This is a genomic window from Asaia bogorensis NBRC 16594 (assembly GCF_001547995.1).
Classification (GTDB): Bacteria; Pseudomonadota; Alphaproteobacteria; order Acetobacterales; family Acetobacteraceae; genus Asaia; species Asaia bogorensis.
The window spans coordinates 1,984,483-1,998,098 of record NZ_AP014690.1; the positions used below are offsets into that span (position 1 = coordinate 1,984,483).

12 protein-coding genes are annotated in these 13,616 nt (G+C 61.8%); 8 read left to right on the forward strand and 4 right to left on the reverse strand.

Going from position 1 to position 13,616, the window contains the following annotated elements:
• Positions 1-75 precede the first annotated feature (75 nt).
• From hemC to Asbog_RS08915, 5 genes are read left to right on the forward strand one after another with little or no spacing between them, the layout of a single operon-like run.
• On the forward strand, positions 76-1,185 hold the full coding sequence (hemC, locus tag Asbog_RS08895) for a hydroxymethylbilane synthase (RefSeq protein WP_023978449.1): 1,110 nt from the start codon (positions 76-78) through the stop codon (positions 1,183-1,185).
• The gene (locus Asbog_RS08900) at positions 1,178-1,924 is read left to right on the forward strand and encodes a uroporphyrinogen-III synthase (RefSeq protein ID WP_062164850.1); all 747 of its coding nucleotides are present in this window, start codon (positions 1,178-1,180) and stop codon (positions 1,922-1,924) included. The genes hemC and Asbog_RS08900 overlap by 8 nt, the downstream gene beginning before the upstream one ends.
• Positions 1,921-2,778 carry a 23S rRNA (adenine(2030)-N(6))-methyltransferase RlmJ gene (locus tag Asbog_RS08905; RefSeq protein ID WP_062164851.1) on the forward strand — a complete coding sequence of 286 codons (858 nt, stop codon included), beginning with the start codon at positions 1,921-1,923 and terminating at the stop codon, positions 2,776-2,778. Before Asbog_RS08900 ends, Asbog_RS08905 begins: the two co-directional genes overlap by 4 nt.
• Entirely contained in the window at positions 2,775-3,740 is a 966-nt protein-coding gene (locus Asbog_RS08910) for an NAD(P)H-dependent glycerol-3-phosphate dehydrogenase (RefSeq protein ID WP_062164852.1), read from the forward strand. Before Asbog_RS08905 ends, Asbog_RS08910 begins: the two co-directional genes overlap by 4 nt.
• Before the next feature lie 23 nt (positions 3,741-3,763).
• The gene (locus Asbog_RS08915) at positions 3,764-4,474 is read left to right on the forward strand and encodes a TylF/MycF/NovP-related O-methyltransferase (protein WP_062164853.1); all 711 of its coding nucleotides are present in this window, start codon (positions 3,764-3,766) and stop codon (positions 4,472-4,474) included.
• A gap of 64 nt (positions 4,475-4,538) precedes the next feature.
• Here Asbog_RS08915 and Asbog_RS08920 read toward each other — a convergent pair whose 3' ends face one another.
• The 3 genes from Asbog_RS08920 to Asbog_RS08930 all read right to left on the reverse strand — a co-directional run bounded on the left by Asbog_RS08920 (position 4,539) and on the right by Asbog_RS08930 (position 7,233).
• On the reverse strand, positions 4,539-4,835 hold the full coding sequence (locus Asbog_RS08920) for a superinfection immunity protein (protein ID WP_062164854.1): 297 nt from the start codon (positions 4,833-4,835) through the stop codon (positions 4,539-4,541).
• 85 nt (positions 4,836-4,920) lie between these two features.
• A complete protein-coding gene (locus Asbog_RS08925) occupies positions 4,921-5,838 on the reverse strand; it encodes an MIP/aquaporin family protein (RefSeq protein ID WP_062164855.1) in 918 nt (305 codons plus the stop codon).
• A 153-nt stretch (positions 5,839-5,991) separates the two neighbouring features.
• A complete protein-coding gene (locus Asbog_RS08930; RefSeq protein ID WP_062164856.1) occupies positions 5,992-7,233 on the reverse strand; it encodes a NupC/NupG family nucleoside CNT transporter in 1,242 nt (413 codons plus the stop codon).
• Between the two features lie 226 nt (positions 7,234-7,459).
• On the opposite strand from Asbog_RS08930, the gene Asbog_RS08935 reads away from it, so the two are divergent.
• Positions 7,460-7,948, forward strand: a complete 489-nt coding sequence (locus Asbog_RS08935; protein ID WP_062164857.1) for a glutathione peroxidase — start codon at positions 7,460-7,462, stop codon at positions 7,946-7,948.
• Between the two features lie 86 nt (positions 7,949-8,034).
• Here Asbog_RS08935 and Asbog_RS08940 read toward each other — a convergent pair whose 3' ends face one another.
• On the reverse strand, positions 8,035-8,670 hold the full coding sequence (locus tag Asbog_RS08940; protein ID WP_062164858.1) for a LysE family translocator: 636 nt from the start codon (positions 8,668-8,670) through the stop codon (positions 8,035-8,037).
• 482 nt (positions 8,671-9,152) lie between these two features.
• On the opposite strand from Asbog_RS08940, the gene murJ reads away from it, so the two are divergent.
• A complete protein-coding gene (gene murJ / locus Asbog_RS08945) occupies positions 9,153-10,706 on the forward strand; it encodes a murein biosynthesis integral membrane protein MurJ (RefSeq protein ID WP_062164859.1) in 1,554 nt (517 codons plus the stop codon).
• 241 nt (positions 10,707-10,947) lie between these two features.
• On the forward strand, positions 10,948-13,593 hold the full coding sequence (gene mutS, locus Asbog_RS08950; RefSeq protein ID WP_062164860.1) for a DNA mismatch repair protein MutS: 2,646 nt from the start codon (positions 10,948-10,950) through the stop codon (positions 13,591-13,593).
• Positions 13,594-13,616: the final 23 nt, after the last annotated feature.

Sequence of the window (13,616 nt, forward strand, 5' to 3'; positions counted from 1 at the left end):
GCGATGGAACGCCATAAGCGAGCCGTCTCTTTTCATGGATCACGCGGTGGAGTAGCAAGATCAGCCATGAAACAGATGACGATGCCCGAAGCGCTCATGACCCAGAGCCTGCAATTGCAGCAGGTTGCTGCCGAAGCCATGCGCCGACAGGCCTCGCCTCATCCGCCGACCTCAAGGCACTCTCTGCCGCTCCGCGTAGGCACGCGTGGCTCGCCGCTGGCGCTTGTGCAGACAAGAGCTTTCCTGACACGGCTGACCCGTTTCTGTCCGCTGCTGCGTGACATGGGCGCGTTTCAGGAACACCCGATCAACACGACAGGCGATCAGGTCCAGTCCCGCCTGCTGTCGGAAATTGGCGGCAAAGGGCTGTTCGCCAAGGAAATCCATGAATCCCTGCTCGCACGGCAGATCGACTTCGCCGTCCACAGTCTCAAGGATCTCGAAACGGTTCTGCCTGCCGGGCTGACACTGGCCTGCACGCTCAAGCGTGAGGATGCACGCGATGTGCTGATCCTGAGCCCGGCGCTGCGCGACAAGGCAAAGGCGCTGGTCGCAGCTGGTCACTCCCCGCTCGATGCCCTGCCTTTTGGCGCCAGGATCGGCTGCGCCTCTGTGCGTCGTCAGGCCCAGCTGCTGCATCGGCGTCCGGATCTGCGGTTCGGGCTGATACGCGGCAATGTGCAGACACGCCTCGACAAGCTTGCAGGCGGCGCCTGCGACGCGACACTTCTTGCTCTGGCCGGGCTACGCCGTCTGGGCATGGAAGACCGGGCCGATATCGTGCTCGACACCGATTTCATGATTCCGGCGGCCGGTCAGGGGATCGTTGGCGTGACAGTCCGTGCGGAAGACCGTGAACTGCTCGACCTGCTGGCGGCCATAGAAGACCCCGAAGCACGCGCTGTTGCGACGGCAGAGCGCGCGCTTCTGGATGTGCTCGATGGCTCGTGCCGCACGCCGATAGGTGGCTATGCCAGGCTGCGCCCCAAGGCCCAGCCGGGCGGGCGCGGTCATTTCGGCGATCGCGAGCTTGTCCTGACAGGTCTGGTGGCCCGCGAGGATGGCTCCTTCTTCCTGCAACGCGAGATCTGCGGCGAGCCGACCGAGGCCCTGCGTCTGGGGCGCGAACTCGGCCTGTCGCTCCGTGCCGATTCCCCTGCCGATATCTTTGAGGATCATGGCTGAGACGCCGCGCCGGACGGTCCTTGTCACACGCCCGGAACCGGGACTCAGCGATACGCGCCGTGCATTGGAGGCGCTGGGCTGGGAGCCTCATCTGGCCCCCATGCTGCGCATCATGCCTATGCCGTTGCGTCCCTTATCCCCTGTCGGTCGTATCGTCGTTACCAGCGGGCAAAGCCTCGACTCCCTGCGTGATATTCTTCCACTGCAAACGCCGCTGACGGCCGTCGGCGCACGCACTGCCGAGCGCGCGCGTGCCTGCGGCTTCAGTCATGTCGATCATGCCGATGGCGACGCCCGCTCCCTGTTGCAGCATCTCGGTCGCCCCCAGTCAGACCCCTCTCTTCTTCTCGCGACCGGACGCGGGCTTGGGGGCATGCTGGCGCGTGACCTGCGTAGCCAGGGCTGGCGCGTCACGAGACGGGTAGTCTACCATACCGCTCCCACCGGCACGCTGGATGACGCCACCCGGACGTTGCTCGCCCAGCAGCGTATCGCCGCTGTCCTCTTTTACTCAGCTGCAACGGCCCGTGCCTTTCTCTCGGCGCTGGGGCCAGACAGCGCGCTGCTCTCAAGGGTGCGGGCGCTTGCCCTGTCGGACCAGATTGGCGACGCGCTGAGGCCGTCGTCATTCGCCGATATCGCCATCGCTGCACGACCGGAGCAGGAGGCGCTGCTCGATCTGCTCGGCCCATCAAGCGCTCCAGCACACGACACGCAATTCAGGAAAGACGCCCGTTGAACTACCGTCACGCCTATCACGCAGGCAACTTCGCTGACATGATGAAACACGGGCTCCTGCTCGTTATCCTTCGCCATCTGCTGCGCAAGCCAGCCGGATTTTGCGTGCTCGACACCCATTCGGGTTGCGGGCTCTATGATCTTGACGCAACCGAAGCGCAGAAAACCGGAGAATGGCGCGAGGGCATCGGTGCTTTCTATGACGCCCCGACCCCGTCGGAAACAGCGCCCGAGGAACTGACTGATTATCTCTCGATCGTGGGCAGCTTCAATGCGCCCGATAGTCCGGCAAACCGCTATCCCGGCTCACCCGCGTTGATCGCCTCGGTGCTGCGCCCTCAGGACCGGCTCATCTGTTGCGAACTCCACCCTGACGACGCCCGCATACTTAGGCGCAACTTCCGCGATCAACCGCAGGTTGCGGTGCATGAGCGCGATGGTTATGGCGCGCTCAAGGCCTTTCTGCCGCCGCGTGACCTCAAGCGCGGCCTCGTGCTGATGGACCCGCCTTTTGAGAAAACGGACGAATTCGATACCCTCGCTACCGCCATGCGCAATGCACGGCGTGCTTTCCCTATGGGCATTGTCGCCGCCTGGTATCCCATCAAGCATCGCGCCCCGGTGCGCCGTTTTCACGATACGCTGCGCGATATGGGTTTGCGTGATATCGTCGATTGCAGCCTCTATCTGCGACAGCCCACCGATCCTGCCCGGCTCAATGGCTGCGGCCTGACCGTCATCGCCCCACCCTATCGTTTCGAGGATCAGGCCAGAGTGTTTCTCAACTCCATCGCGCCCATCCTTTCACCGGACGGTGAAGGCTACGCGGAAGTGACCCGGATCGTGGAAGAATGACAGCCACCTCCCCTCATATCGCCGTTATCGGTGCCGGTGCCTGGGGTATCGCCCTGGCTTGCGCCAGCGCCCGTGCTGGCGCGCGCGTAACGCTCTGGTCGCGCTCCCCGGTGACACCCGGCACGCGAACATTGCCCCGCCTGCCTGCTGCCGTCCTGCCCGATGCGGTTGGCGTGACATCCGACCTGCCCGAGCACGCCGATCTGACATTGCTGGTGGTGCCCATGCAGACACTCAGATCAATCGCGCCGCGCCTGAAGGGTACCTCGCCGCTCATTGCCTGCTGCAAGGGGCTCGAACTGGGCACGGGAGATCTCCCGCTCGACATTCTGCGCGAAACCCAGCCTGATCGGCCTCACGCCGTTCTGTCAGGCCCGAATTTCGCGATCGAGGTTGCAATGGGCGCACCGGCAGCAGCCACCATCGCCGCAGCGTCGCTTGATGAAGCCCATCACTATGTCGGCCTGCTCTCCTCGCCGCATTTCCGTCTCTACGCCAGCGATGATCCGATTGGGGTGCAGATTGCTGGTGCTGCAAAGAACGTGGTCGCCATCGGCGCCGGGATCGCCATTGGCGCGGGGCTTGGTGAGAATGCACGTGCGGCGCTGATCACGCGCGCCATTGTCGAGATCGGTCGCCTCGCCGCTGCAATGGGAGGGCGTCCTGCGACGATAGCGGGCCTCAGCGGTCTGGGTGACCTGATTCTCACCTGTACGGGGGCAGGTTCACGCAATTACAGCCTTGGTCTCGAGTTGGGGCGCGGCACAAGCTTGGCCGAAATCCTTGGCACACGCAGCACGGTTGCTGAAGGCGTCGCCACGGCGCCTGCCCTGGCTGCAAGGGCAAAGGCGCTTGGCATTGCCATGCCCATTACCGAAACCGTCTCGGCCTTTCTGGCAGGGGAAATCGACCTCGCCCAGGCGCGTCGCCACCTTCTCGAGCGGCCCATCACCGTCGAATAAGAACAACGATAAGGGACAGTATCATGTGGATGCGCAATGAAGCCATGCGTCGCCTCGTCAGCCGGAACCGGGTCGTCCGGTTTCTGACATTCGGCGTTCACAGCATGATGCAGATGAAACTGCTCGGCGGGCACAAACATCCGGTCACACTGCGTCGTCTCGACAAGGCGCGCGCAGGCACGGATTCACTTCTCAGCAGTGACGAGTCCTTCGTGCTCCATGAACTGGCGCAAGCGCAGGCCGTGTATGAAGGCGATATGGCCGAATTCGGTGTCTATCGTGGTGCCTCGGCGGAACTGCTCTGCATGGTCAAAAACCGCCGCAGGCTTCACCTGTTCGACACGTTCGAGGGTCTGCCCGCACCATGCGCTAAAGAGGGCAAGGTATTTGCCAAGGGTGAGTTCTGCGGAACGCTCGATTCCGTCAAACGCAAGCTCGCAGGGTATGAGAACGTCGCCTTTCACCCCGGCTTCTTTCCAGACTCTGCTGCTTCGCTTGGCGATGAACGCTACAGCTTTGTCCATCTCGATGTTGATCTGTACGAAGCGACACTGGCCGGGCTGACCTATTTCTACCCGCGCATGATCCCCGGCGGCATTATTCTCACGCACGACTATTCCATCATTGACGGCGTGGCGCAGGCTTTCGCCGAATTTCTGGCCGACAAGCCGGAGCATGTCATTGAACTGCCCACCACGCAGGCCATGATCATCCGACACCCCCGTCAGGACTGATCCGCCGGTATTACAGCAGGGGTGGCGCAGCCGGCGCCATCTCACGGCCCGTATGGGTCGATGGCTACCTGCCTCGTCCGGGCAGAATATTCTTTAACGTACCGCGCAGGCGCTCGAAACGGGCCACCATCGCATCGCCGGGCCGATCCATGGAGGCCCATGCCATGAGCGGCATCCAGATCCAGAACTCCCAGAAAAACACAAGGTTGATCAGTGCGATCATCCGGAAAGACGGATGACGGCGCAGCCCTGCAACAAGCGTCGGCAGAAACACCCAGACGAAGCAGACAAGCCCAACAAGAACCAGAGTCAGCGGATCATGATCATGCAGCCGGTGCAGCAGCGCGCTCTTATCCAACATGATAACGTCTCCATCTGTTTCGATAAGATAACGTTAAGCGGCATGGACAGGTGACGCAATGAAACCATTCATTGCTTTGAAGTAACTATCTCGCCTCGTCGGACGCACGGCCCTTATGCCTGAACCATCTCGACAGGAAAAACGGCGCCCGCCCTCCATGACCGAAATAGGCCAGACGCGCCTCGTGCAGATGAACCCTGCCAAACGCTTCGGCCCGTATCAGGACGATCATGATACTGGCCCCAGCGAAGGGACCGAGCAGATAAACCCAGAAATGCTCCCATGATCCCGATATCAGCGCCGGTCCGACGCTCCGGGCGAGATTCGTACTATCGCCCGAAAGCCAGGCCTCGAAGGGATTAAGCACGAAAAACACCGGACCTGCCGCCCAGGCAGCAAACGGTCTCAGCATAGGCCGCGCACCGCAGAGCAGGACGACAGCAACGAGAATCGCCGTTGTATTGATCTCGCCTACAAAGGCCCACCACGGCGGCACAAAGGGCGACGGCACGGTCGCTGCAAAGCGTGACGACTGGCACCAGAGCCCCCAGACTGGCCAGATCAGGCCACTCGCCGCAACCAGCCCCGTTCCCATGACCGCACCCGAAATCTGGGCGAGCATGTAAAACACCATATCGGTCAGGGCCAGACGCTGGCCCAGACAGAATGCCAGGCTGATCGACGGGCTCAGATGAGCACCGCTGACACGCCCAAAAGGCGAAAGAGCCGCCAGCGTGGAGCTCAGACCAAAAACGAGCCCTTCAAGGGCACTGAGGAGATTGGGCCAGTCAGCCAGCGCCCTGGCGACCGGGCTATGCGGTGAGCCTATGGCAACGTTGGAGCAGACACCACCAATCATGAGCAGGCAGGTCGCCCAGAACTCGCAGATATAGAGCCGCGTATGGAGGTTCTTGCCCGGCTCGGGCTTCCCCATGAGAGGGCGGTCATGGGGATCGGGATAAAGGGAGTGAAGGTCCTGCTTGCCGGATGTGTCATCCACCATGCCTGAGCTGTCCCTCTTCCTCTGCCTTCCTGCGCCCTGCCATCCGAGGCGTGGCAGATTTGCGGGATCGGAAAATCCCGCTGCTGACAGGCAAGATCCCCATGACGCCCCTGCGATAACCGGGTCTATGCGAGGCTTTTGGGGGACACTGGCTCAGGCGGCAATAAAAAGCCCCGTGATCGTGGCACTCATGAGGTTGGAGAGCGTCCCGGCAATCACACAACGTGAAGCGATCGTCGCGATTTCAGCGCGTCGTTCAGGAGCCACGCTGCCAAAGCCACCGATAAGAATCCCTACGCTCGAGAAATTAGAAAAGCCGCACAGCGCGACCGAGACGATCGCGAGGCTATGAGCAGAAAGCGCATGCGCGTGGATAAGCGGCGATAGCCCGACATAGGCGACGAACTCGTTGAAGGCGATTTTCTGCCCAAGGAGCCCGCCGACGGTCAGGGAATCAGCCCAGGGGATACCGATCAGCCAGGCGAGTGGCGCCATCAGCCCGCCCAGAAGCGTAGAGAGGCTCATCCCGGGCAGATGGAGCCACCCGCCCAACCCGTGAAGAACGCCATCGACCAGTGCGGTGATGCCGACAAACGCAACGAGAACGGCACCCACGGCAAAGGCCACGCGGGCACCGCTCATCGCGCCCTCGGCCAGCGCATCGAAAACACCGGATGTCTCGAGCACGGCGCGTGGCATGGGTTCTTTTGCCAGCGCGGCATCCTCCGGGGTGGGCCAGAGAATTTTGGCGAAAAGCAGTCCACCCGGTATTGCCATGAAAGACGCCGCCAGCAGGTAATGCATGGGCACACCAAGCCCCGCATAACCTGCCAGAACGGAACCGGAAACCGAGGCGGTGCCAGAACTCATGATCGTGAACAGTTCGGCGCGACGAAGCTTGTTCACATAGGGCCGCAGCACCACCGGCATTTCGCTCTGCCCCAGAAACACGGTCATGACGGCAGAAAAGGATTCGATGGCCGTTGTGCCGAGCACACGGCAAAGGCCCTGCCCGATGATACGGGCCAGCGCCTGCATGACGCCCCAATGATAGAAAAGGGCAATCAGCGCCGAGACATAAACAATGGCCGGCAGCACCTGAAAGGCGAACACGAAACTGTCCTGCCCGAACAGAGTATCCATTTTGGGCCCAGCAAGACCGCCGAACAGAAAATGCGTGCCAACCTGCCCATAGGCGAGCACTGCCCCGACGCCATCGGCCAGCGCCCCGAAAAGCCTGCGCCCCCAAGGTACGAAAAGCGCCAGAGCACCGATGCCGCATTGCAGCGCCAGAGCAATACCCACCTGACGGAAATTTATGGCTCTCCGGTTACTCGAAAGCAGCACGCCCAGCGCGATGAGCACTGCCATACCAACCAAACCGCGCAGGAACATCAACGGCCCTTCAGATCATTCATTCCCTGCCCCCTTAGGGCATGAAACTGCGCCCAAGCGGGGGAGAGATGCGAGGAGTTACAACACGATAGAGGGCCAGCGTCGAGACATGACCTGCGGGAACCGTTCTACTCGCGAAAGGTTTTACTGTGTCGGGATGCTTGCACGCTGTCCAGCGGAAAGCCACAGTGGTGGTCAGGCTCATAACGAGGCATGACGGACTGACATGACGACCAGTTTTTATGATTTGCAGATACCCGCCCTGTGCGGAGAGCCGATCTCGATGGCCGATTTCAAAGGCAAGGCGGTCGTGATTGCCAATACGGCCTCAAAATGTGGCTTCACCCCGCAATATGAAGGGCTGCAATATCTCTGGAGCCATTACGGCAAATCCGGCCTTGTGGTGCTGGGTGTGCCAAGCAACGATTTTGGCCAGCAGGAACCGGGAACAGCTTCCGAAATCCAGACCACCTGCTCGCGCAATTATGGCGTCAGCTTCCCTATGGCGACCAAATCGACCGTCAAGGGCAAGGAGGCCACGCCGCTCTTTCGTTGGCTGGCCAGTCAGGGCGGGATCCTGTCACGCCCGCGCTGGAATTTCTACAAATACATCGTCTCGCGTGAGGGTGAGCTGCTCAACTGGTACACGCCGCTCACCGCCCCCGATTCAGATCGCTTCAAGGCCAGCGTCATGCGTGCGGTGATGGATCGGTAATGATCCTGCCTGACCCTTTGGGGGGTCGGATACTCTCTCACGCAACGGCGCAAGAGGCTTTCCCCCAAGCGCATTGGGAAAATGGCTCAGCCCTGGCGTTCGAGGGCAAGACGCAGGCCGAAGGCCATGAAGATACCCCCCGTGGCACGGTCGAGAATCCTTACAGTGGCGGGGCGGGACAAAAACGCCCCCAACCTGACGGTCATGAGAATGAGCAATGTGAACCAGCTCAGCGTCAGTAGCACCTGAATTCCCGCCAGAAGCAACGAAAATGCGACGAAATTGACCCCATGCGGGATGAATTGCGGCAGGAAGGTAATGAAGAAGATGCCAACTTTTGGATTGAGCAGATTGGTCGTCAGCCCCTGACGGAAGCTCTGCCAACCAGACAGGGTGACACCGCGCAACGCGTCACCGGGTGTGGCCTTGCCTCGGGGCTGAAGCAGCAGGCGTATCCCGACACTGAACAGATAGATGGCGCCCGCCCATTTCACGATAGTGAAACCGAGTTTTGAGGCGGCAAGCAGCGCCGTCAGCCCGAAAGCCGCGCTCGCCCCCCAGACAAAAAGCCCGAGCGTAATGCCGAGCGCCGCGCAGAATCCTGTGCGTGTTCCAGAAATGGTCGTGCTGCGCAGAACGAATGCCGTATCGAGCCCCGGGACGAGGGTGAATACCCCAGCCGCGAGGACAAAACTGGTCAGTGAAAGCACTATAGGGCTCATCTTTCGCTCGCCTTTTTCGACATCCGGCTGGCCGGGTCCATCTTCTCTTGATGCCGGGCCACTTTTTGAGGCTCGCAGGAAAAAATCCCGCCAACGCGCTGCCCGAAGGGCGTTCTCTAGCCCCGGGAGATAGCTGCCCACAAGAAAAAGCTCGTAGGAGCAGCCATGCCTTTTCTGCACGATCGAACCGTCAGATAATGTCGCGCAGAAGAGCGCGGCCTGTCGGCATGGGGGACAAACTCAGGATATGTCTGGCATTGCAGGCTAGGCTGGCCATACCTGCGTGTGGTCATGACGTAACGACACCCTTTTTTCGCCGCGCTCATCCACCGCCACAGGAAAGCCACCCTCTGCCCCGATGGCTGGGCGCCGTCATGCTGATGACCCCGTAGCCAATCCTCCCCGACCCGATGGCGCTCCAGCGCGGTTGCGTCTAAAGAGGCGCGTTCGATTTTAGCTTGTTCTCTGACTGGAAGCCCGGAATGCTCCGAAACCTGATCACCGTCGGTGGTTGGACCATGCTGTCCCGTATCCTTGGTCTGGTGCGTGACCAGCTTCTTGCAGCGTTTCTGGGTGCTGGCCCGGTGCAGGACGCCTATCAGATTGCCTTCAGGCTGCCGAACATGTTCAGGCGGCTTTTTGGCGAGGGGGCTTTCAACGCAGCCTTCGTACCACTCTTCACCGAACGTCTGACAGCGCATGGGCAGGAAGATGCCTCGCGCTTTGCCTCGCAGGCCCTGAGCTGCCTCAGCGCATGGCTGCTTGGCCTCACGATCCTGGGCGAAGTGTTCATGCCCTGGATCATCGAAATCATCGCACCAGGTTTCAATCATGCCGGGGGCCGCTTCGAGATGGCGGTCACTCTCACACGCATCACCTTCCCCTATCTGATCCTGATCTGCACAGCCGCCCTGGTGGCGGGTGTGCTCAACGGGCTGCATCGTTTCTCCATGGCAGCCGGGGCCTATGTTTCCTTCAATATCGTGGGCATCGCCACCATCCTGCTTGGCGCGCTGGTGTTTCATGACACCGCCACCTGGACCGCCATCGGAATCACGGTTTCAGGATTCGTCCAGCTTGGCCTTCTGCTCTGGTCGGTCAGACGGGCCGGTGTGCGATTAACCCTGCCGCGCCCCCGCCTGACGGGCGAGATGCGCGACATGCTGCGTCGGCTCTGGCCGGGGCTGGTGGGCTCTGGCGCCACACAGCTCAATCTGACCGTCGATACGCTGATTTCCACCCTGCTCCCTGCAGGATCGATCTCGTGGCTTTACTTCGCCGATCGCGTCAACCAGCTGCCGCTAGGTGTACTGGGGGCCGCCGCAGGAACGACACTTCTGCCTGTCCTGACCCGTCATGCAGCCGAGCATGACACGGCAGGCGGACAGAAAACGCTCAATCAGGCCATTGATTATGCGTCTATCCTGACCTTTCCAGCCTGTTTCGGCCTGCTGGCCCTTGCCCCCGAAATCATGGCGACGCTTTTCGGCTACGGAAAATTCACCACCGAGGACGCGCTTTCTTCAGCGCAATCGCTAAGAGCCTACGCGCTTGGCCTGCCCGCTTTCATTCTGATCAAGGTGCTCTCGCCCGGGTTTTTCGCTCATGGTGATACCCGTACGCCAGTGCGTATCGGGTTTCTCACCCTTGCGCTCAATCTTGCGCTCAATCTTGCCCTCTATCGCCCGCTCACCCATGTCGGGCCGCCGCTCGCGAGTACGATTGCGGCTCTGGTCAATCTTGGCTTCCTTGCCGTCATCCTGCACAGGCGATCCGTATTCCGTCCGGATGCGGCTCTGGTCGGCCGCCTGCTGCGTGTCATCGCCGCCTCTTTTCTCATGGCGCTTGTCACGGTCACGCTCGCACGCCTCATCGCGCCGGGTCTGGTCATGTGGCATGGCCTCATGCGCGGGATGATGCTTGGCATCCTCATGGGGCTGGCTGGTGTGGTTTACCTCGCCGCCCTCTGGGCCTTCGGCGTTGCACAGCCTGACCGTCTGCTTCGTCGTGTTCTGCGACGCGGCCGGGCCCGCTAGAGAACAGCGATGTCCCGAACCCGGGCTGGAACATGATGGTACCCCACGCATCGTCTCTCTCCGCGTCTGCTTGGTTGTCGCAGCGGCATGTCGGGGGCTTCCTGACCGCACAGTCAAGCGTTGCAAAATAATCATGGCTCTCAGGCGATCGCGCCCGGTGCCTTAACAGAGAGTTCACAGGACCGCGCTGTAACGTTAGGATTTGTGTCATGTGGCGCGACATACAGACCCGATATCCAGCATGACGACCCCCGCGATTACGGGTGCAACCCCCTCTGCCGAGGGGGCGACGCCTGCCATGGCGCAGTGGTTTTCACTCAAGGCGCAGGAACCCGATGCGCTGCTGTTCTTTCGTATGGGCGATTTCTACGAGCTTTTTTTCGCCGATGCCGAAACCGCGTCGATGGCGCTCGATATCAGCCTGACCACACGGGGCAAGCATAACGAAGAGCCGATCCCCATGTGTGGCGTCCCGGTTGCGGCCGCCCCGGCCTATCTCGCCCGCCTGATTCGTCGCGGCTTTCGTGTGGCTGTGGCGGAGCAGACCGAAGCCGCGCGCAAGGCGGGTGATCCTCCCCAGAAAGGCCCCCTGTCGCGGGCTATCGTGCGTCTTGTCACGGCAGGGACGCTGACCGAAGACGAACTGCTCGAAGCCGGTCGCCCCAACCTTCTCTTCGCCCTTTCCGCCCCCGCGCGCAAACCACGCGCCAGCGATGCGTGCGGCGCGGCGTGGATCGATATCTCCACCGGATCGTTCGAAACTACGACGCTGCCGCGTACCCAGATCGAGGAGTTGCTCGCCCGCCTCGACCCATCGGAAATCCTTGCCGACCCGGCGCTTGTCCCGGAACCCTTCGCGCTGCGCGTCGCCCCCAACTTGGTTCCGCCCGGCATCGATTCAGCACGGACGCGCATGGCGCAGATTTTTGAAGTCCCTCAAATTAACGTTCTGGGCGACTTCACCGACGAGGAGATCCGCGCAGGCGCCCTGGTGCTTGATTATGTGCGTCGCAGCCAGGCCGGTGCGATGCCCCGTATCGCCCGCCCCCTAAGACGGGATGATTCCGAGACGCTGGGTCTCGATCCTGCAACACGCGCCAGCCTCGATCTCGTACAGGCCAGGGACGGCACGACCACGCATACGCTTTTTTCAGCGGTGGATCGCTGTGTCAGCGCAGCCGGGCAACGCCTGCTCGCCCAGTGGATCGCAGCCCCCTCTACCGATCTGACACTCATCCAGAGTCGCCAGGAAGGCTGGCGCTGGATTGGTGCCCAGCCGGGGCTGATGGAGGCGATAACGCCCATCCTGCGGCGCAGTCCCGACCTTGCCCGCGCCCTGGGCCGCCTCTCGGCGGGGCGCGGCCTGCCGCGCGATCTGGCTGCCACACGTGATTTGCTGCAAGCGGCTGACGCACTCGTGGCGTTGCTCGAGCCGGTTTGCGACGATGCAACGCCTTCGCTCATCCGAGCGCTTTTCGCCGGGCTGTACGGCCGCGCCGATGCCCTGCTGGAGACGCTGGAAAAATCCCTGTCAGACTCCCTGCCCGCCCGTATTGAGGATGGCGGGGTTATCGCCACCGGCTATGATGCCGATCTCGATCGTTACCGTGGCCTGCGTGACGACAGCAAACGTACCCTTGCAGCGCTTCAGCAAAGCTATGCCGAGAAATTCGGCGTTGCCACGCTCAAGATAAAACATCACGCGCAACTGGGTTACATCATCGAGACCTCGGCGCTGCATGGGGCAAGGCTTCGGGATTGCCCCGAGCTTTCCTTCAGGCAGGGCACGGCCAATCTGGTGCGGTTCACCACAGAGGAACTGCTCGACCTCGACCGGGCTATTCTGGAGGCTGCCGACCGCGCCGGGGCGCTGGAGCGTCGTCTGTTCGCCGCGCTGGTTGCCGAAACTGTCTCCCATCCTGCCCTGCCCGAACTGGCGGAGCTTTTTGCGCTGGCCGATGTGCTGACTGGCAGTGCGCGCCTGGCGCAGGGTGGCACCTGGTGCAGTCCCGAAATGACGCAGGATCAGAGCTTTGCGCTCAAGGCCTGCCGTCACCCTGTGGTTGAGGCGGCCCTGGACCGCGCCACGCGCTTCATCCCCAATGACTGCCACCTGCCCCCCGACCAGCGCGTGATGCTGCTGACCGGCCCCAACATGGCCGGCAAATCGACCTTCCTGCGCCAGACGGCCCTCGCCGTTATCCTCGCCCAGGCCGGTCTGCCCGTTCCGGCGGAGAAAGCCCGTATCGGCATCGTCGATCGCCTGTTCTCCCGCGTGGGCGCTGCTGATGATCTCGCGCGCGGACGCTCGACCTTCATGGTTGAAATGACCGAGACAGCCGCCATCCTGCGTCAGGCCGGGCCGCGCTCACTTGTGGTGGTGGACGAGATCGGCCGTGGCACCTCCACGCTGGACGGGCTTGCCATCGCCTGGGCCACGCTTGAAGCGCTTCACTCGCAGCTTGGCTCACGCACTATCTTCGCCACGCATTTTCATGAGCTATGCGGCCTGTCCGATTCGATGCCCCGACTGACACCGTTCACCATGGCGGTGCGCGAATGGCAGGGCGAGGTGATTTTCCAGCATGAGGTGCGCAAGGGCTCGGCGCGCAAGAGCTGGGGGGTACACGTGGCCCAGCTGGCAGGCGTTCCGCTACCGGTCGTACAGCGTGCCACGCGCCTGCTGGCAGCCCTTGAGCGCGATCAGGGGCGCAGTGGGCCGCAACTCCCACTATTTGAGGCCGCCCCGCCTCCCCCTGTGGCGAAAGATCACCTGCGTGAAGCGCTGGAAACGATCGACCCCGACACCCTTTCGCCGCGCGACGCTCTGGAGGCCCTCTACGCGCTACGCAAACTTGCGCTTGAAACAAAGAACGATTTGACCTGAAGATAGCAAATTCAGGTATTCCT